The following is a 19,995-nucleotide window of genomic DNA, read 5'->3' on the forward strand; positions in this document are numbered from 1 at the left end:
TTAGTGGAATGAGGGCATTTTTAGTAGAGAGGTTTACGGCCAAGAGTTTTTTGATTACTTTTTTACTCTTAAAAAAGTGATAGAAATTACTTTAAGTTCATTTTTGTCTTGACACAAAAACGAACCAAAAAAGTCAAGACTGCGATTTTCGACGTTCAATTCTCATCTCACGCACTAAAAAGATTAAATGATTCGCATACGCTCACTAATCTTTTTTACGCTTGTTTCAATGGATTGAAGCTCGTCTGCAAATCGTAAGTCGACTCTAAAATCCGTTGATAAAAGTGATAACGAATCTGAATTAGAAAAAGGATTAGAAAAATGTCATATGATTTGGAGGCGAGTGTCAAAAAGCTGAGATGCATGATTAAGATTATTCATTTTTTTATTCATGAGTTATTATTGTTTTCAAATGAATTCATATACCCTTTGGGGAATCTTGATAAAAAAAAGAACCAAAAAAAATCAAGTCTGTGCTTACAAGTCGGTCAATAATGGCTATTCGCTAAATGCTTTAAATCATTCACATATAAAATGTGAACAGTAAATCATTTTTAACGCTCACTACGTCGAATTGACACTCGACTTTTCAGCAAGGACGGTTTTTGGAATTCATTGTTAAATAGTGAATTTGAATATTAAAAAAGGATGAAGAAAACGGCATTAAATCTCTCACGTTAAGAAAATGGATGAATGGAGCGTTAAAAAGGTTTTAGCCCGTAGGGTTTGTAAAATCTTTAGTGAAATGAGAACATTTTTAGTAGAGAGGTTTACGGCCAAGAGTTTTTTGATTACTTTTTTACTCATTTCCCCGTAGGGCATATGAATACCGATAATTAAAATAGAAAAGTAATGAATAAAAAAGTGATAGAAAGTACTTTATGTTCATTTTTTCCTTGATGAAAAAACGAACCAAAAAGTTATTCATATGATTTATTATTATTTTTAAGGTATTCATGAATGCAAAGCATTACAAGACTGCGATTTTCGACGTTCAATTACCATTTTACGCACTAAAAATATTAAATGATTCGCTATCGCTCACTAATCTTTTTTACGCTTGTTTCAATGGATTGAAACTCGTCTGCAAATCGTATGTGGCTTTGGAATTTGTTATTGAAAGTGGATTAGAATATTGATAATAAAAAACACGTTAAACGTTAAACGTAGAACGTAAAACTTATTACGTAAACATATCGCTCACTAATCTTTTTTACGCTCACTACACCGAATTGACGCTCGACTTTTCATCAATGACGATTTATAAATTTATTGTTGAAAGTAGATTTGAGTATTGAAAAAGGAATTAAAAAAATCCGACGATTTAGGATCGAAATGCAATTCAACTCTAAATTATTGGAATAAAAAAAGTTGGAGTGTCTGAGTGGAGCGAGTTGCCAACTTTATGGAAATAATTTATTTAGTTGAATTACCTGAGCCATACCATGGCTCCTCCTTTTAATTTCAAATGTTTTTTGGATGAGCTTCCCCGAAGGGCATATGAATACCAATAATTAAAATAAACAGGAAATGAATAAAAAATGAAAATAATAGATTTCTCGATACCTCAAATAACTTTATCTAAATCATAACTGATTTTCTCAAGATTAATTTCTAAAATTGGTTGAGCCATTTTTACAGAGTTTTAGTGGAATAAAGATAAAAGTACTCGAATAATTTGTTATAAGTTGATTATCGGTTAAATTTGTAATCAAATTGATCAGAAATTATGATTGACCAAATCAAACAATATATTGAAGAAGTAAAAAACTTCCATTCAACAAATGCTGCTGAAATTGAAGAATTCAGAATTAAATTTTTAGGAAAAAAAGGAATTTTAACGGACTTGTTTACGCAGTTCAAATCTGTTCCGAATGAACAAAAGAAAGAATTTGGTCAAGTTGTGAATGAATTAAAAACATTGGCAACAGAAAAATCAACTGTTCTTAAAAATGAAATTTCAAACGAAGGAAAAACTGATTCTTCTTTAGATTTAACGCGTCCTGGAGAGCCTTTTACATTGGGTTCTCGTCATCCAATTAACATTACAAAAAATCGTATTATCGAGATTTTTAATCGCATTGGATTTAGCGTTTCTGAAGGGCCAGAAATCGAAGATGATTGGCACAATTTTACAGCGTTAAATTTGCCAGCGCATCACCCTGCGAGAGACATGCAAGATACATTTTTCATCGAAACTGATCCAGATATTGTGTTGCGTACGCATACATCGTCTACGCAGATTCGTCATATGGAGAAAAATCAACCGCCAATGCGTTTCTTAGCGCCAGGTCGTGTTTACCGTAACGAAGCTATTTCGTCTCGTTCGCATATGATGTTCCACCAAATCGAAGGTTTATACATCGACGAAGGTGTTTCGTTTGCAGATTTGAAACAAACGTTAAGTTATTTTACAACTGAGTTATTTGGTAAATCTGAAATTCGTTTACGTCCTTCATATTTCCCATTTACAGAGCCTTCTGCTGAGGTTGACGTATATTGGGGATTAGAAACTGAAACCGATTATCGTATGACAAAGGGTACAGGTTGGTTAGAAATTATGGGATGTGGAATGGTAGATCCTAATGTTTTGCGCAATGTAGATATCGATCCTGAGAAATATTCGGGTTATGCATTCGGTATGGGAATTGAGCGTATTGCGTTGTTGTTGTATCAGATTGGTGATATCCGTTTGTACACAGAAAATGATAAACGTTTCTTAGAGCAATTTCAATCGGAGTTATTCTAAGATAGAAAATATTATAAACAAAAAATCCTGTTCAATTGAGCAGGATTTTTTTATTGGAATAATGTTTTAAATAATATATTAGAGATTATATCCTTTAGTTTTAATTTTCATAAAAAAGCATTTAGAAATTGTCATGCCGAGACATCACTCTATTTATTTACAAAGTAATAATTAATGTAATCGTCCTATTAAAAATGGCCTTAAATCTATGACGTTAAGAAAATAATTGAATGTAACGTTAAAAAGATTTTAGCCTGTAGGGTTTTTAAAATCTTTAGTGAAATGAAAGTATTTTTAGTCTAATAGATTTACAGCCTTGACTTTTTGGTTACTTTTTAGTCAAGTAAAAAGTGACATAAAATATAAGGAATATCTAATTATATGATGTGTTTAATTTTCATAAAAAAGCATTTAGAAATTGTCATGTCAAGCTTGTTGAGACATCTCAATTATTATTTAAGTATTGATTTAACATTTTTCTTATCAATTTGTTGATTGATGACTTCTACAAAATAATCTTGTTGCCAATTTTGAGTTTTCTCCGCTTGTTTATTTTCAGGTTTTACCCAATTCGGATAAACTCTAAAACCTCGTTTTCCTTCTTTTTTAATTGAGCTCAAAATATTCTTTTCAATTAAAATTGATTTCGGAAAAATATAAAAACCTAGTTTAGAATTATCTTCTGCCGCAATAATGTAATAATCAAAACCATCATTTTCGTCGAAAGGTTCGGTTTGTTTAGCTGTATTTCGTTTCCATAATGTTACAAATTGACCAACTTTTTTAGGCGTAATTTTCGCTTTTCTAAATTTTATAGAAAACTCATTAACATTGAAATTATAACCTATATATTCGTCACATTCTGCATCTTTTTCAAGAGTTGAAATGGATAAATTCGAAGATTTTAGAACAAAATCTTCGAATTTTTGAATAATTTCAATCATTTATTTCAATTGTTGATAAAAGTATAAATCATAAGTTGGAAATAAATTTGGATAGAAAATTTTTCCTAAATCATTCAAAATAATATCTGGACGAAGAATTCCTTGTTCAAAATAATCATTCGAACCTTTTGCATTCATTCGTTTGTTGTATGCGTAGACATTTCCTTTCTTAAACGCATCAAACCACGCATAATTTGGATAAGAAGCTTTCATTTCTGCCAATGAATTCACGTTTGTTGCATTGATCCAATAATTTGCAGATTTTCCAGCTGTATAAACTTCTTCAAATGTTAAGCTCAAACTATTTTCACCTGTTTTATTCTTGAAAATATAATTTCCTTTCGCATCGTCTATTAATTTTGCTTGCAACAAATCATTTGTCGGAACGTACCAAATATCGCCATACATTGTATTGACAATTGTTGAAACATTACCTTGTGCTTTGGTTTGAATGATATTTTTGATGGAGTCGTAATTATTTTTAACCGTCTCTACACGCTTTTCAGCTTCTGTATCTTTTCCGAATAATTTTCCGAAAACCTTCAGATATTCAACTTGTCCCAATGGGTTTTGCTCTTTGTATTCATCTAAATACAATACTTTTATTCCATTTTGTTCCAATTGTTGATGAAATTTTGCTAAAACAGGATTAGAACTTGCAATAATCAATTGAGGTTTATTTTTTAAGATAATTTCTGTGAATAGTTCGTTTGAATTTCCAACTTTCAAGATTGATTTATTTGCGATTCCTTCTGCTATTTTAGGATTGTAAATAAAATCTGCATCGCAAACTCCTTTGATTAAGTCAAGACGTCCTAATTGATCTAAAAACGTCACGGCAGATGAAGTTTCAACCATCACAGTTTTGATAGGCAAGTCTTTTTTATCAAATGAAATCGTATTTCCAGATGATTTTATCGTGATTGTTTCGTTGTTTTCTTCGATAGAAATATTTTTTGCAAACTGGAAAGTTGTATTTTCTTGTTCGGTTTTAACAGCTTCTTTTGACTGTTTACAACTACTAATGGCAAGAAGAACGAATGAACTTAGAATTAATTTTTTAATCATTTTGGATTGAATTTAGAGAAAGCAAGTTAAGAATTCTGTTAAAATCTTAAAAAAAATATTTTTGTAAGCAATTGATTCGTTGTAAATTAAATTATTGTTAAAAATTTTTCTCGAAAAGCTTAGGTTTTTACGATAAAAGAGCTGTATATTTGCATTCGAAAATAAGGGAAAATACTTTCAATTATTTCAAACGGCCGAGTGGCGCAACTGAATAGCGCACTTGATTACGGCTCAAGAGGTTACAGGTTTGAATCCTGTCTCGGTCACAAAAATGCTCAGCGTCAATCGTTGAGCTTTTTTTATGAATGTTAAATTCTATTGTTATCAATAAAAAAGTCCATCTACAAATTGTAAATGGACTTTTTGGATTTTTATTATTTCTTTCTGAAGTAAACTTCAACTGGAACTCCTTCAAAATTGAACTCCTTTCTCAATTGATTTTCGATAAATCGTTTGTAAGGATCTCTAATATATTGTGGCAAGTTACAGAAAAACGCAAATTGAGGCGTTTTTGTAGGTAACTGCGTTACATATTTGATTTTGATGTATTTTCCTTTTACTGCAGGTGGAGGTGTAATCTCGATAATCGGTAACAAGGTTTCGTTTAATTTACTTGTTTTGATACGACGACTGCGGTTCTCGTAAACTTCGATAAATGTATCAACAGCTTTCAAGACACGTTGTTTTGTAAGAGCCGAGATAAACAACACAGGAACGTCTGTAAAAGGCGCAATACGTTTTAGAATAGCATCTTTGTATTCTTTCATTGTATTGGTTTCTTTCTCCAATAAATCCCATTTGTTGATTAAGATGACAACACCTTTTCGGTTACGTTCTGCTAAATAAAGAATGTTCAAATCCTGTGCTTCAATTCCACGTTCTGCATCAATTACTAAGACACAAACGTCACATTCTTCGATTGCACGAACCGAACGCATCACAGAATAGAATTCTAAATCTTCGCTAACTTTTCCTTTTTTACGCATTCCAGCAGTGTCTACCAAAACAAATTCGTGTCCAAATTTATTGTACAACGTTTCGATAGAATCACGTGTTGTTCCTGCGATATCGGTTACAATATTACGTTCTTCACCTAATAATGCATTAATTAATGTAGATTTTCCAGCATTTGGACGACCTACGATTGTAATTTTAGGTAAACCTTCGAATGGATCAATGTGTTGTTCTTCTGTAAAACAATCTACCACATCATCTAATAATTCACCTGTTCCACTTCCGCTCATTGCAGCGATAGTGTACATTTTTTCGAATCCTAAGTTATAAAACTCATAAGAATCGTCTAAATTTTTGTTGGTATCGACCTTATTCACAACTAAGAATGTAGGCTTCTTAGTGCGTCTTAAAAGGTTGCCAACTTCCTTATCCATATCCGTTAAACCAACTTGATTGTCTACCATGAACAAAATTACATTTGCTTCATCGATAGCCAATTCAACTTGCTTGCGGATCTCTTCTTCAAAGGTATCATCTGAACCAACGACATACCCTCCGGTATCGATTACGGTAAACTCTTTTCCATTCCAATCAGATTTTCCATAGTGACGGTCACGTGTAACACCAGAAGTGTCATCAACGATAGCTTGTCTTTTTTGGATCATTCTGTTGAAGAACGTAGATTTACCAACGTTTGGTCTTCCTACAATTGCAACTATATTTGACATTTTGCAAAGGTATAATTTTTCGATTTATTTTTTACATTAATTTTTTGATTGAGAAAGTATTGTAAATAAAAAAGGTTAGATAAACTCTAACCTTACTCCATTTTTATTTTACAACTTTAAGAAGTTCTTTTTCAGCAACCACTTTTCTAAGTCCGGAACTTGAGAAACGGTGGTCTCTTGAATTGTAATACAATTCGATTCCTTTTTCTTCACAATATTTACGTCCTGTAAAGTTTTTGTCTTGGTATTCAATCCCTAAAATACGCACATCAATTTTGAAAGATCTCAAAACATCTTCTAAATCCTGTTCTGTTGCATAAGGCACAATTTCATCGACGAATTTGCAACCTTTGAGCTGAATGTAACGCTCTACAACAGTTTGTGTCGGTTTGTTTTTTTCTGGTCGATCTAATGTTGGATCTGTTTGTAAACCTACAATCAAATAATCGCAATGTTGTTTTGCGTCTTCTAGCATTTTGATATGTCCCGCATGGAGCAAATCAAAAGCACTAAATGTAATTCCGATTTTCATAGTCAATTAGTTTAGTATTTTATAGTTAGTTTTTGTTAATCTTCAGATGATCGGTTGTAATCATCTTCGATGCGAATGATGTCTTCCTCGCCAAAATACGTACCATGCTGAACTTCGATAAAAATTAGAGTCTCATTACCTATGTTCTGAATACGATGTTTTGCTTTTAATGGAATAATAACGACTTCACCTGCTTTGTATTCATATTCTTTATCATCAAGTGTTACCATTGCAGTACCCTGAACAATTGTCCAAACTTCTGCACGATGATTGTGGTATTGGTAAGACAAACGCCCGCCAACATTCACTTCTATTCTCTTCAATTTATATATATCGGTGTCCTCTAATACATAGTAAGAACCCCAAGGTCTATTTCCTATTTCCATGTTTTACGCAATTTACGGAATATTTAGATACAACTCTAAAATACTCGATGAATAAATTGTTATGTTCATTCAAAAAAAAACCTCAAACACATGCTTGAGGTTTTATAAATGTGGTGGTGCCTCCAGGAATCGAACCAGGGACACAAGGATTTTCAGTCCTTTGCTCTACCAACTGAGCTAAGGCACCGTCATTTTGGATTGCAAATATAAGAAGGTTTATTTATCATTTCCAAAATTATTTTTAAATATTTTCTGTTAATTTTTTAAGCAGTTGATTTTTATTCATTTATTTTTATAAAAAATTACGAATCGGTAACAAATGGAATGGTCAATCACACTTTTGCACATCTGGAATTTTATCAAAGAATGGTATTGGGTTCCGCTTACCGTCCTTTATATAATGGTGATTGTTACTATTTTGATCGAAAATAGAAATCCAACCAAAACAATTGCATGGATATTAGTGATTGTTTTTCTACCATTTATCGGAATAATTCTATATTTTTTCTTTGGACAGAAATTCAAAAAAGATCAATTTTTTAAACGAATAGATAAGAATCATCAAAAAATCATCAATGAAAAATGGGCTGAAATGGATCAATCTGTTCAAGATGATTTAGATAAAGTAAATGCAAGAATTGGTTCATTGTCGCAGGTTTATCGTTATTTAAACAATGCAAGAGTTGCTTATCCTGCAACAAATAATAAAGTAAAGTTGTTGACAAATGGAGAAGATAAATTCCCTCTTTTTTTAGAAGCTTTACGAGAAGCGAAAGATCATATTCATCTTGAATATTACATTTTTGATGAAGATCATATTGGAAATGAAATCATTGATATTCTGATTGAAAAAGCTAAAAATGGTGTAGAAGTTCGTGTAACTGCGGATGATTTTGGATCATCAAAACTGAACAAACATCAAAAGAGATTTGATGGAACAGGTGTGGAATTTCAAACATTTTTACCTGTTCGATTTTCGTCTTTAGCGAATTCTAATTACCGTAATCACCGTAAAATTTTGATTGTTGATGGTAAAAAAGCATTTTTAGGAGGAATTAACATTAGTGATAAATACATCAATCAAAATGGTGTAATAAGTCCAAATAATAAGATTTATTGGCGTGATACTTCTGTGATGATTGAAGGCGATTCTATCAATAGTTTGCAATTGCATTTTTACTTAAATTGGATGATGACCGAAGGCAAAAAGTATAATATTTCTGATTCAAATTATTTTTACAATTCTCAAAGTAAGATTTTTGAAGATGCTGCAACTGTTAGTTTTGGACTTTCTTCGCCTGGTAGTGATTTACATTCGGCAATGGAAGCGATGATTTTGGCAATTACTTTAGCGAAAAAGAAAGTGCAATTGTGCACGCCATATTTTATACCAAGTGACGAATTTAAAACAGCGATGATGATTGCTGTTTCGAGCGGAGTAGAAGTGGAGTTGATTATACCTAAAAAAGGCGATTCTATTGTAGTGCAACAAGCGTCATTATCATTCCTAAAACCTTTGATGAAGCGGGGTGTAAAAGTTTATTTATACGAAAAAGGATTTATTCACGCCAAAACTATTACTGTCGATGATAAATTGGCTTTTATTGGAACAGTAAACTTAGATTACCGCAGTTTTATGATTAATTTTGAAATTACTTCTGTAATTGAAAATGAGACTTTATTAAAACAAATGAGTGCTCAATTTGATATAGATAAAGAGGATTCAGAATTATTAACGCTAGAAAAATGGGAAAATAGACCTTGGTATTACCGTGCATTTGCATCAATTTGTAGATTGTTAGCACCGATATTGTAAATATTTATTACATTCGATTTTAGATCAAGGTAATATGAAAAAGCTATCTTTATTAACAATTGGAAAAATTGCTATAGGTGCAGTTCTTGCATATGGTTTCCTAAATTTTATAGATCAACCAGATGTTATGATTGAATCTTTTAAAACTGGATTTTTAGAAGGAATCTTAGGAAAATAAAACAAAAACCTCCACATCAATTAAAGTAGAGGTTTTTGTTTTTTATTGATTTTTAAAATCTTCGATTTCTTTTCTAATTTCTTCATATCGACTTCTCAAATCGTCTGAAATATTATTCGGGATATCTTTTATTTTCTTCAATTGAAGCGAAATAAAAATAGCAAATAATCCTGATGAAATTACAGCTAATCCAAGCCAAGCTACTGCTGTTAAACCTGCTAATTGTGGAGATGATAATAAAATTAGGGAAATGATTAATCCAATAATAGCTAAGAACAGAGAAATTCCCCAATCTTTTACGCCATAATTTTTTAGGTCGAAAGCATAACTAATTCCAGAAATTGAGCGGAATAAAATTAAAAATCCAACATAATAAGCAAAAACTTCTAAACTTAGAATTGGATTTACAACTAACATAAATCCAACAATAGTTGTAATAATTCCATATGTCAATGTCCAGCCCCAACTATCAATTTCATCTTTGTTTGAGATCGAAAAAACAATTTCCGAAATTCCAGAGAATAAAAAAGATACAGCAAAAAATACTGAAAGTGCAACATACGATGCTGTTGGAAATGCGAATGTATAAATTCCAAGTCCAACGAATAATAATCCAATGATTAATAAAATCCACCAATATTTGACAGAATTTTTGATTGATTTGTAAAAAGTACGAGCCATTTTGAAAAAAAATATTTAAAATTATAGACTTAAAATTAAGAAATATTCTAATTAAACCTCTATTTTTTTGTTTTTTTATAATGATTATTGATTTCTTAAAATTCAGGATTTATTTCATGCTTACTAAAAATTAAATACTCTTAACTTTGAAGTTCGCTTAAAAATCAACGAAAATGAAGTATGGAATAGAGGCGGCTTCTATCTACGTTCCGCATATATATTTACCAATAAAAGATTTAGCAATTCAACGCAATATTGATCCTGATAAACTTGAAATTGGTTTGGGTTTAAAGAAAATGTCTGTTTTAGATGTTCATGAAGATACAGCAACTATCGCTGCGAATGCTTTGTTGAAATTAATCACAGATTTTGATATAAATCCAACTGAAATCGGACGAATTTATTTAGGAACAGAAAGCGCTTTAGATGGAGCAAAACCAACCGCAACTTATGCAGTACAATTGGTAGAATCTGTTTTGGCTAAACAATTTGGTGAACGACCTTTTAGACATACAGATGTTGTGGATATGACGTTTGCGTGCGTGGGTGGAGTAGATGCGATGCACAATTCTATCGATTATGTTCGTGTAAATCCAGCTAAAAAAGCAATTGTAATTGCAGCCGATTATGCAAAATATGGCTTAGAATCGACGGGAGAATATACGCAAGGTGCTGGTGCAGTAGCGATGTTAATCTCGAATCAACCAGATTTGATTGCGTTTGATAACAATTGGGGAATTGGAATGGAATCTGTTTTTGATTTCTTTAAACCACATCAATCAACTTCTGATGAAGCGATTTTGAATGCTTTAGGAACAACAAAATCTGAAATCGAAATCTTTTCTGATGAACCAGTTTTTGAAGGTCAATATTCTAACGAATGTTATAAAAATAGAGTTAGAGAAGCTTATTTCAACTTTAAAGAAAAGTCTAAAGTAGAAGGTAAATTGTACGAAAATTGGCGATATATTGCTTTTCATCTGCCTTATGCATTTCAAGGAAAAAGAATGTTTTCGGATGTTTTTGCATTAGAAAATGGTCAAAATAATTCGAATGATAACTTGAAAATTGTTTCAAAATCGGATGAATATAAAGCCTTAATCAAAGAAAAAGTAGAACCAACTCAACGTGCTTCTTCTGAGATCGGAAATATGTACACAGCTTCAGTTTTTACAGCATTTTTATCGGCTCTACAAGTAAGCGCAGATAGCAATGAAGAATTAAATGGAAAAACAGTTGGTTTTATTGCGTATGGTTCTGGATCTAAATCGAAAGTTTTTCAAGGACAAATTGGTGAAGGTTGGAAGAATGTGATGAATAAAATGGATTTGTTCACTTATTTAAATAAAAGAGAAGCAATTTCTTTTGAACAATACCAAGATTTACACAATAAAAATCTGAAAACATCTATTAATGATTCGAAAGGTTTTGCTTTAGATCGCATTGAAACTGAAATTCCAGATTTGAAAGGTGCAAGATATTATACTTTTAAAGGATAAAACATAAAAAAATCCGCTCATTGAGCGGATTTTTTATACTATTTTCTGCTTCCATTTCCCTCGTTTAAAGAGAATAAATGCTAAAATTGCAATAAACGTTTCCGAAACAGGAATTGCAATAAATACGCCTTCTTCTTTCAAATTGAAATGATAAGAAAGTACATAAGCTAACGGAATTTGAAATAACCAAAATCCAACAAAATTGATAATCGTTGGCGTCATTGTATCGCCCGCGCCGTTAAAAGCATTCATCATTACCATTCCAATTCCGTATAATAAAAAACCAGTTGCCAAAATATACATTCCTTCTTTTGCAACGATTTTGATATGTTCTTCTGTTGTAAAAATTGAGACTAAATAATTGCTTAATCCATAGAAAATAACACTTACAATCAACATGTAAATGATGTTAAATTTCATGGTCATAAGGACTGATTTTTCTGCTTTTTCGGGATCTTTATTTCCTAAGTTTTGACCAACTAAAGTTGCCGCAGCATTGCTCAATCCCCAAGCAGGTAACATAAAAAACATCATCAGTCGTAAAGCTGTTTGATAACCAGATGAGGCAATTTCTCCACCAGATTGAGCAACAATTCGCGCAAGAATAATCCAACTACAACTAGCAATAATGTATTGTACAATAGCTGGTACTGCAATTTTTACAATATTGATAATTAGTTTAGATTTTGGAACGAAATAACTCCATTTGATTTGAATTAATGAATCTTTTTTCGTTAAACCATACAATTGATAAACCACACCACCACTTCTACCAATTGCAGTAGCTAAGGCTGCTCCTTCTAATCCCATTTCAGGAAAAAAGAACCATCCGCGAACAAGAATTGGACACAAAATAATATTGATTCCGTTAGCTAACCACAAACTTTTCATCGCAATTGCTGCATTTCCAGCTCCGCGAAAAATTCCGTTAATCAAGAATAATAACACAATTGATAAACAACTTGCCATCATTATTTTAGTGAAATTCTTCCCGTATTCTGCGGCTTGTTCGGTTGATCCCATCCAAATCAATAAATCTTTGGAGAATATAAATCCGAAAATACTCAACAGAATTGTAATGATTATCGATAATAAAATTGCTTGCGAAGCACTTTCCGAAGCTTTTTCGGGTTTCTTTTCTCCAATTCTTCGTGCAATAATGGCAGTTGCAGCCATACTTATTCCTATTGAAATCGAATAAACAATTGTTAATAAAGATTCTGTAAGACCAACGGTTTGTATGGCGAAAGCGCTTTCTTTTAAATGTCCTACAAAATATAAATCGACCAATGCAAAGACAGATTCCATCACCATTTCGAACATCATCGGAATTGCTAATAGAAAGACTGATTTTTTGATTGGTAACGCGGTTAAATCTAAGTTTTCGCTTGAAAAAGATTGTTTAATCAACGAAAAAATAGACCCAATTTTGGCTGTTAAAGACTTTTCTAAAGTCATTTTTTTTTGGTTTTTCAAATTAAAAATACTTGATAAATTTTTAAATCAAAATGAATTTAACGTTAAGTTGCCGCGAAGTTGTAAGTATTCATTTCAATTAAAATCTGAGAGGATTTTGCCCAAAAATAAATCATTTTTTTCAATACCAATTTATCTTTTTGATTTTATTATCTTTACCAAAATAGCTATACTAAGAAGAAATGAAAAAAACTGCTTTTATTTTATTTAATGTTGCCCTTATGGTAGGAGTGAATGCACAGAGTTATAAGAAAAAGTATCCAGATACAAAAAAAATTGATCATGTTGATACGTATTTTGGAGAGAATGTACAAGATCCATATCGTTGGTTGGAAGACGATTTGTCTGAGGATACTAAGAAGTGGGTAATCGAACAAAATAAAGCAACTTATGCTTATTTGAATGAGATTCCTTTACGCACGCAATTGAAAAAATCGTTGACAGATATCTGGAATTACGAGAAAATTTCGACTCCTTTCAAAGAAGGAGATTATACGTATTACTACAAAAATGATGGTTTACAACAACATTCAGTTTTGTATCGTAAATTAGGTGAAAACGGAACGGAAGAAGTTTTTTTAGATCCAAATAAATTCTCGAAAGATGGTTCTGTTTCTTTGGCTGATGTTAGTTTTTCTAAAGATGGAAGCTTAGTTGCCTATTCTATTTCAGAAGATGGATCGGACTGGAGAAAAGTAATTGTTTTGAATGCAAAAGATAAAACACAAGTTGGAGAAACATTGATTGATGTTAAATTCTCTGGAACAGCTTGGAAAGGAAACGACGGTTTCTACTATTCGTCTTATGATAAACCAAAAGGATCTGAATTATCTGAGAAAACAGATCAACACAAATTATATTACCACAAATTAGGAACAGCTCAGAAAAAAGATCAATTGATTTTTGGAGGAGCAGAAACACCTCGCCGCTATGTTGGTGCTTATTTGACGGATGATGAGCGTTTCTTAATTATTACAGCTGCAAATACAACAACTGGAAATGAGTTGTATTATCAAGATTTGTCTCAAGTAAATAGTCCAATCAAAACGATTGTGAATAATTTTGACACAAATACTTCTGTGATTGATAACGATGGAGAGACTTTCTACATTTTTACAAATAACAAAGCACCAAACAATAAAGTAGTTAAAGCAACTATTTCTGATTTGAGCGAAGCTGCTTGGAAAATAGTTATTCCAGAAACTGAAAATGTATTATCTGTTTCTACAGGAGGAGGTTATTTATTTGCTAAATACTTAAAAGATGCAATTTCGGTTGTAGAGCAATACAAATATGATGGATCAAAAGTTCGTCAAATTACATTGCCTGGAGTTGGTTCTGCATCAGGATTTGGAGGGAAAAAATCAGAGAAAGAAATCTATTTCGGATTTTCAAATTATATCACACCATCTACAAGCTACAAATACAATGTAGAAACGGGTTCTTCAGATGTTTACATTAAACCAAATGTGAAATTTAATTCAGATGATTACATTTCTGAACAAGTTTTTTATACGTCAAAAGATGGAACAAAAGTTCCGATGATTATTACGTATAAAAAAGGATTGAAGAAAAATGGTAAAAATCCTACAATCGTTTATGGATACGGAGGATTCAATATTAGTTTAACGCCAGGATTTAGTCCAGCAACTGCTGCTTGGATTGAAAATGGTGGAGTTTACGCTGTTCCAAACCTACGTGGAGGTGGAGAATATGGTAAAAAATGGCACGATGGAGGGCGTCAATTCAATAAATTGAATGTTTTTAATGATTTTATAGCAGCAGCAGAATATTTACAGAAAAACAACTATACTTCGCCAGATTATACTGCATTATCAGGAGGATCTAACGGAGGATTATTAGTTGGAGCAACAGAAACAATTAATCCAAAAGTAGCAAAAGTAGCATTGCCTGCGGTTGGTGTTTTGGATATGTTACGTTATCATACATTTACTGCTGGTGCAGGTTGGGGCTATGATTACGGAACAGCTGATGATAGTAAAGAAATGTTCGAGTATCTAAAAGGATATTCACCAGTTCACAATGTAAAAGAAGGAACATGTTATCCTGCTACATTAGTCACAACAGGAGATCATGATGATCGTGTAGTTCCTGCGCATTCGTACAAGTTTGCGGCAAATTTACAAGCGAAACAAGCGTGTGATAATCCAGTTTTAATCAGAATTGAAACGAAAGCTGGTCACGGAGCAGGTCGTTCGACAGAAGTTGTGATCAATGAAACAGCTGATAAGTATGCCTTCACTTTGTGGAACATGGGAATCAAAAAATTGAAATAATTATAATTTAATTCATTCAAAACCATCTGATTATTCAGGTAGATTTTTTAATTTTATAGGGTTAAAAATTTTAAAAATAATGAACACAAAAACATATGCAGCGTTCAATGAAACTGATCCATTAGCGCCACACACAATAGAACGTCGACATTTACATGCGAAAGATATTTTTATAGATATCGAGTATTGTGGAGTTTGTCACAGCGATATTCATACAGCGAAAGGCGATTGGGGAAAACCAAATTATCCAGTTGTTCCAGGGCACGAAATTATTGGTCGAGTAAAAGAAATTGGTTCTGATGTAACAAAGTTTAAAGTTGGAGATTTGGTTGGAGTAGGTTGTATGGTAGAATCTTGTCAACATTGTCATTCTTGCGACGAAGGTTTGGAGCAGTATTGTGAAAATGGTTTTACAGGAACGTACAATTCTAAAAACTCGAAACATGGTGGAATCACTTACGGTGGTTATTCAGAAAACATCGTGGTAGAAGAAGATTTTGTGCTTCACGTACCCGAAAATATCGATGTAAAAGCTGCTGCGCCATTGTTGTGTGCGGGAATTACAACGTGGTCGCCTTTGCGTCACTGGAATGTAAAATCGGGCGATAAAGTTGGTGTAATCGGTCTTGGAGGTTTGGGACATATGGGCGTTAAATTTGCAAAAGCAATGGGTGCACATGTTGTAATGATTACAACATCCGAATCTAAAGGTGAGGATGCAAAGAAACTTGGAGCTGATGAGGTTTTGATTTCGAAAGATGCAACACAAATGAAAGCGCATGCAAATTCATTTGATTTTTTATTGAATACAATTCCTGTAAAACACGATGTTAATCCATATTTACAATTATTAAAATTAGATAAAACAATGTGTATGGTTGGAGCTATCGAGCCTTTAGATGCTGTTCACGGAGGTTTATTGATTATGAAACGTCGTAATTTAGCAGGATCTTTAATTGGAGGAATCAAGGAAACACAAGAAATGTTAGATTTTTGTGGAGAACATAATATTGTGTCTGATGTCGAAATGATCGATATTCAAAACATTAATACAGCTTACGAGCGAATGATGAAATCTGATGTGAAGTACCGTTTTGTGATTGATATTAAATCATTGAAAGAATCTTAATCTTAGATATAGAAACAAAAAAATCCGCTTAACGAGCGGATTTTTTTTTGAGTTTTTAAGTTCTATTTCGCAACAGAATCTTTTGTTGTTCCTGCTGGATTTACAGTTTTCGAAGAATCTACCGTAACTCCTTCTACAGAATCTGCCGAAGGAATTTCTGCTTTTTCAACATTTACAGAATCTTCAATAACTGTTGTTGGTTCTCCTACACTTGTTGGTTCTTGTTTACAAGAAATTGCTGTGAAAGAAATCGCTGCGAAAGCGAATAACGCTAATTTTTTCATTTGATTTTTTTGTTTAATCTATTCTACAAATTATTTTTTCTCTGTTGTTGTAGTCTTAGTTGTTTCAACTTTTACAGGAGTTTCTTTTACAACTGCCGAATCTTTGATCACAACAGAATCTTTTCCTACAGAGTCAATTTTTACAGAATCTTCGATTGTTGTAATCGTGTCATTTTTTACTTCTGTTTCAGTTTTTGTTTCTTTCGATCCAAATAAATTACAAGATGTTAGACCAAATGAAGTTCCGATTACTCCTAATACGATTACGTTTAATGCTAATTTTTTCATAACTTTAATTTTTGATATGTTTAATTGATTTTTTGTTTTTCTTGATTTTTTCAATCATTTTGTTGAACCAAAGTTAAGCAGACATCAAAGTTTTTTGAAGCAAAATAGTTGTAAGATGATTGTAATCCAATCATCTAATATTCAACAAATGTTTTACAACAAAAGAAATCATTTAACAACGCATTAATAAAGAAATACAACTCAACATATCAAAAAAATTATTTTATTTGTAGTTGTATTAAAAGACAATTTGTAAAATCGAAATTATTTTACAAAATACTGAAAACCAACTTTATAAATTTTATTTTTTGAGCAAATTTACAGATATAGAAATTTTCGAAATTCTGAAAAAAACGATTTCAAATCGATTTTTGGAAGAAAATTCTGCTCAATCCGAAAATATCTCCGATTGGAAGGGGCAAGAAATTACATCTTTTCAAGACGATTTATTCAATAAAACCAGATCTACTGTTAGTGAAAAATGGTTTTATACGTATTTTAAGTCAGATTTTAAGAAACTTCCGCGTATTGATATGCTCAATCTTTTGGCGCAATATTGTGGATATAAAAATTGGGCACACTTTCTTAATGTTCAGAAAATCGAACATTTTGGTCCAAATAAGACTGAAGAATCGACGATTGAAGTAACAGAAAACGAAAATTTTTCATCAGAACATATAATTCCAGAAGAATCTGAAGTAGAGATTCCAGCAGATGTTAAACCATCAACAGAAAAAGAAATAATTCCGGTAAAAGAGAAAGTTGCTAAAACAAAACCTAAGCTAAAATTGATTTCGATAATAGCAGCAGCAGTTGTTTTGTTGAGCGGAATTGGAGCAACTATTTATTATTCAATTTTTGGTCAGCGAGAATATGAATTTTGTTTTGTAGATTCGGATAGACAAGCTGCAATTACCAATTCTGTTGAGGTTACAATTATTAGAGATGGTTTTACGCCACTTTATTTATCAACGAAAACAGGTTGTATCAAATTCGAATCGCAAAAAGATACAATCAAGATGTTTGTGAGTTCACCTTATTATAAACAAGATACGTTTAAGGTTAATTTGCATCAATATAATCAGCCAGAAAAGCTTTTGTTAGAGCCAGATGATTATAAAATTATGCTGTATTATTATTCGAATTCAGCAAAAGATCTGAAACAACGAATTTCTAAGCTAAATCAAATGATTGCGGATGATGCGTTGATTTATCAAGTGTATGACAATGATTTTTTTGGTGTAGAGATTCTTTCGAAACAACAATATATCAATTTAGTTACAATGCCTACGACATCGTTAAAGAATTTTTCTTTGATCGAATCGGAAAGGAAAAATGGAAAAATTGTGAAATTAAAATTTAAAATCCAGCAAGATGAGAACGATAAGTAAAATAGTTCAGTTTAGCATGATATTGCTGATGAGTGTTTGGATGATATTATCGTGCAAAGACGATAAATATAAAGGAGATTATAACCCAGAAGCAATAAAAGGTTACAAAAATGAAGCATCGACAGTAAGTAATAAAATGGATTCGGTAGAAGCTGTAAATTTTATTGCAAAGCAAAAATTGCGCGAGTTTTTCGAGCTTTCGGCACTGGCATCTAATACCAATGATACGGTTGTTGATAGTTTGTTGAGAGATCAATTGTTATCTTATTTTCCTAAAAAAGATACGACCGAAATATTTTCGTTATTGAGAGAACTTCGTTCAAAAAAAGTAACATTTACTTCCGTTTCTAAATTTGCAATTTTACCAAAAGATTCAATTACACCTGACTCTATCAAGCGAATTGCGTATACAATTAATTATTTCAATTCGGATAAAAAATTAATCGAAACCAATAATCATGTTGGGGTATTTGTGTTAAAACAAGAGCCGATCAAATTTCAACGAGAGTTTAAATTCTATTTTAGAACGTTAAATGATAAAAAAGACTCGATTCAGAAAGATTCAATTCCGTCTGGAGTAATACAAAAATCAAGAGGAAAATCGCCGAAATAAGCGTCTTCAATATATTCGATAGGTCTAAAATAAGTTAGACCTATTTTTTTTGAATCAGCTCTACATCTTGCCAAAAACTTATCATAATATCCTCCTCCGTAACCTACACGATTTCCTTTTTTATCGGCAACAAACATTGGAATAAAAATAACATCAATAGCTTTAGAATCAATTTCTGAATACTGAATAGGTTCTGGAATTTGAAGTGAATTTAATACCGTTTCGAAACCTTTTTCTACTTTACAATTAATCATATCATCGCCAATAACCAAAGGCAAAACGACCTCTTTTTGTTGTTGAAATAGCCAATTTATGATTGGATAAGTATTGATTTCGTTATTTTTTTCGATAGGTAAGAAAATATGAAAAGTCTGATCTGTAGAAAAATCTAATTGTTTAATGTGTTCGAAAATTTGATCACTCAAGTTATTCACTTCTTCTTTAGTGAATGATTTTCTCAACGTTCGATAATATTTTCTAGCTTCAGATTTTGTCATTTCTTCGTAGTTTGATACGAAGTTAAGAAATTATCAAAGTAAAAAAGTAGAGAGTAATAAATTCCAATTAATTTAGAAAAACTAAAACAAAAATAAAACAAGCGATTGCCATAAATAGTAATAAGTTTACCGGTTTTATTTTCATTTTACTGAATAAAGACTTTTTGTAAGTTTTGTGAATTCTTTTCGGTTTAGACATTTTATAGTTTATTTGTTTTCTATATAGATGCAAATATGTATAAAAGGTTGCTTATAAAAAAAAGGGAAACCGTAAATATCTTTTATGAATTTGTATATTAATTAAATAAAATTAAAAAAATAAAAAGTCCATCAAAATTTTGATGGACTTTTATATAGCTAATGTTTTAACCTAAATTTCTTTTACTGTAATTATATTTACAGGGCAAGCTTTGGCAGCACGTTCGCAATTATCTGCGATAGAATGATCAGGGTCTTTCAACGTGTGGAAACCTTTTTTATCAATT

18 protein-coding genes, 2 tRNA genes and 1 pseudogene are annotated in these 19,995 nt (G+C 31.7%); 9 read left to right on the forward strand and 12 right to left on the reverse strand.

The genetic code is table 11. The annotated features are described in order from the left end of the window. Positions 1-1,729: 1,729 nt before the first annotated feature. Positions 1,730-2,749, forward strand: coding sequence for a phenylalanine--tRNA ligase subunit alpha (locus tag N5D46_RS06200; protein ID WP_038336503.1), 1,020 nt, complete (start codon positions 1,730-1,732; stop codon positions 2,747-2,749). Positions 2,750-3,201: 452 nt separating this feature from the next. Here N5D46_RS06200 and N5D46_RS06205 read toward each other — a convergent pair whose 3' ends face one another. Then, positions 3,202-3,693, reverse strand: a complete 492-nt coding sequence (locus N5D46_RS06205; protein ID WP_280049486.1) for a MepB family protein — start codon at positions 3,691-3,693, stop codon at positions 3,202-3,204. Continuing rightward, the gene (locus N5D46_RS06210) at positions 3,694-4,761 is read right to left on the reverse strand and encodes an ABC transporter substrate-binding protein (RefSeq protein ID WP_280049487.1); all 1,068 of its coding nucleotides are present in this window, start codon (positions 4,759-4,761) and stop codon (positions 3,694-3,696) included. Between the two features lie 192 nt (positions 4,762-4,953). Between N5D46_RS06210 and N5D46_RS06215 the strand changes: the two genes are divergently transcribed. Beyond that, positions 4,954-5,027: transfer RNA gene (locus N5D46_RS06215), tRNA-Arg, on the forward strand. A 108-nt stretch (positions 5,028-5,135) separates the two neighbouring features. Here the strand turns inward: N5D46_RS06215 and der are convergent. The 4 genes from der to N5D46_RS06235 all read right to left on the reverse strand — a co-directional run bounded on the left by der (position 5,136) and on the right by N5D46_RS06235 (position 7,548). Beyond that, entirely contained in the window at positions 5,136-6,443 is a 1,308-nt protein-coding gene (gene der, locus N5D46_RS06220; protein WP_280049488.1) for a ribosome biogenesis GTPase Der, read from the reverse strand. A 103-nt stretch (positions 6,444-6,546) separates the two neighbouring features. Further along, on the reverse strand, positions 6,547-6,975 hold the full coding sequence (locus tag N5D46_RS06225; protein ID WP_038336508.1) for an adenylyltransferase/cytidyltransferase family protein: 429 nt from the start codon (positions 6,973-6,975) through the stop codon (positions 6,547-6,549). A 35-nt stretch (positions 6,976-7,010) separates the two neighbouring features. Further along, entirely contained in the window at positions 7,011-7,361 is a 351-nt protein-coding gene (locus N5D46_RS06230; RefSeq protein ID WP_038336510.1) for a phosphomannose isomerase type II C-terminal cupin domain, read from the reverse strand. A 111-nt stretch (positions 7,362-7,472) separates the two neighbouring features. Further along, positions 7,473-7,548, reverse strand: a tRNA-Phe gene (locus N5D46_RS06235). Positions 7,549-7,680: 132 nt separating this feature from the next. On the opposite strand from N5D46_RS06235, the gene cls reads away from it, so the two are divergent. Both cls and N5D46_RS06245 read left to right on the forward strand, forming a co-directional pair. Then, positions 7,681-9,177 (forward strand): cardiolipin synthase, encoded by a 1,497-nt coding sequence (cls, locus tag N5D46_RS06240; protein ID WP_280049489.1) that lies wholly within the window; start codon positions 7,681-7,683, stop codon positions 9,175-9,177. A gap of 34 nt (positions 9,178-9,211) precedes the next feature. Further along, positions 9,212-9,355, forward strand: coding sequence for a hypothetical protein (locus tag N5D46_RS06245; RefSeq protein WP_181816261.1), 144 nt, complete (start codon positions 9,212-9,214; stop codon positions 9,353-9,355). Positions 9,356-9,397: 42 nt separating this feature from the next. On the opposite strand, the gene N5D46_RS06250 is transcribed toward N5D46_RS06245, so the two are convergent. After that, positions 9,398-10,036 carry a DUF308 domain-containing protein gene (locus N5D46_RS06250; RefSeq protein ID WP_114998444.1) on the reverse strand — a complete coding sequence of 213 codons (639 nt, stop codon included), beginning with the start codon at positions 10,034-10,036 and terminating at the stop codon, positions 9,398-9,400. A gap of 173 nt (positions 10,037-10,209) precedes the next feature. On the opposite strand from N5D46_RS06250, the gene N5D46_RS06255 reads away from it, so the two are divergent. Then, a complete protein-coding gene (locus tag N5D46_RS06255; protein WP_280049490.1) occupies positions 10,210-11,535 on the forward strand; it encodes a hydroxymethylglutaryl-CoA synthase in 1,326 nt (441 codons plus the stop codon). Between the two features lie 33 nt (positions 11,536-11,568). Here N5D46_RS06255 and N5D46_RS06260 read toward each other — a convergent pair whose 3' ends face one another. Then, entirely contained in the window at positions 11,569-12,993 is a 1,425-nt protein-coding gene (locus tag N5D46_RS06260) for an MATE family efflux transporter (RefSeq protein WP_280049491.1), read from the reverse strand. Between the two features lie 200 nt (positions 12,994-13,193). On the opposite strand from N5D46_RS06260, the gene N5D46_RS06265 reads away from it, so the two are divergent. Further along, positions 13,194-15,308 (forward strand): prolyl oligopeptidase family serine peptidase, encoded by a 2,115-nt coding sequence (locus tag N5D46_RS06265; RefSeq protein ID WP_280049492.1) that lies wholly within the window; start codon positions 13,194-13,196, stop codon positions 15,306-15,308. Between the two features lie 79 nt (positions 15,309-15,387). Then, complete coding sequence (locus N5D46_RS06270) at positions 15,388-16,437, forward strand: NAD(P)-dependent alcohol dehydrogenase (protein ID WP_280049493.1); 1,050 nt, start codon at positions 15,388-15,390, stop codon at positions 16,435-16,437. 62 nt (positions 16,438-16,499) lie between these two features. Here the strand turns inward: N5D46_RS06270 and N5D46_RS06275 are convergent, their stop codons facing one another. Further along, the gene (locus N5D46_RS06275) at positions 16,500-16,721 is read right to left on the reverse strand and encodes a hypothetical protein (protein ID WP_125349179.1); all 222 of its coding nucleotides are present in this window, start codon (positions 16,719-16,721) and stop codon (positions 16,500-16,502) included. A gap of 30 nt (positions 16,722-16,751) precedes the next feature. After that, positions 16,752-17,009, reverse strand: a complete 258-nt coding sequence (locus tag N5D46_RS06280) for a hypothetical protein (RefSeq protein ID WP_125349180.1) — start codon at positions 17,007-17,009, stop codon at positions 16,752-16,754. Positions 17,010-17,317: 308 nt separating this feature from the next. Between N5D46_RS06280 and N5D46_RS06285 the strand changes: the two genes are divergently transcribed. Together N5D46_RS06285 and N5D46_RS06290 are read left to right on the forward strand one after the other, a co-directional pair. Next, a complete protein-coding gene (locus N5D46_RS06285; RefSeq protein WP_038336552.1) occupies positions 17,318-18,400 on the forward strand; it encodes a hypothetical protein in 1,083 nt (360 codons plus the stop codon). Continuing rightward, on the forward strand, positions 18,384-19,013 hold the full coding sequence (locus N5D46_RS06290; RefSeq protein WP_280049494.1) for a hypothetical protein: 630 nt from the start codon (positions 18,384-18,386) through the stop codon (positions 19,011-19,013). Before N5D46_RS06285 ends, N5D46_RS06290 begins: the two co-directional genes overlap by 17 nt. On the opposite strand, the gene N5D46_RS06295 is transcribed toward N5D46_RS06290, so the two are convergent. Both N5D46_RS06295 and N5D46_RS06300 read right to left on the reverse strand, forming a co-directional pair. Continuing rightward, entirely contained in the window at positions 18,953-19,510 is a 558-nt protein-coding gene (locus tag N5D46_RS06295) for a 5-formyltetrahydrofolate cyclo-ligase (protein WP_280049495.1), read from the reverse strand. The two genes, N5D46_RS06290 and N5D46_RS06295, sit on opposite strands and share 61 nt — an antisense overlap. A gap of 370 nt (positions 19,511-19,880) precedes the next feature. Then, positions 19,881-19,995: pseudogene (locus tag N5D46_RS06300) on the reverse strand (ferredoxin); the annotation flags it as partial.

Source organism: Empedobacter sp. GD03865, assembly GCF_029840775.1.
In the GTDB taxonomy this organism is placed as follows: Bacteria; Bacteroidota; Bacteroidia; order Flavobacteriales; family Weeksellaceae; genus Empedobacter; species Empedobacter falsenii_B.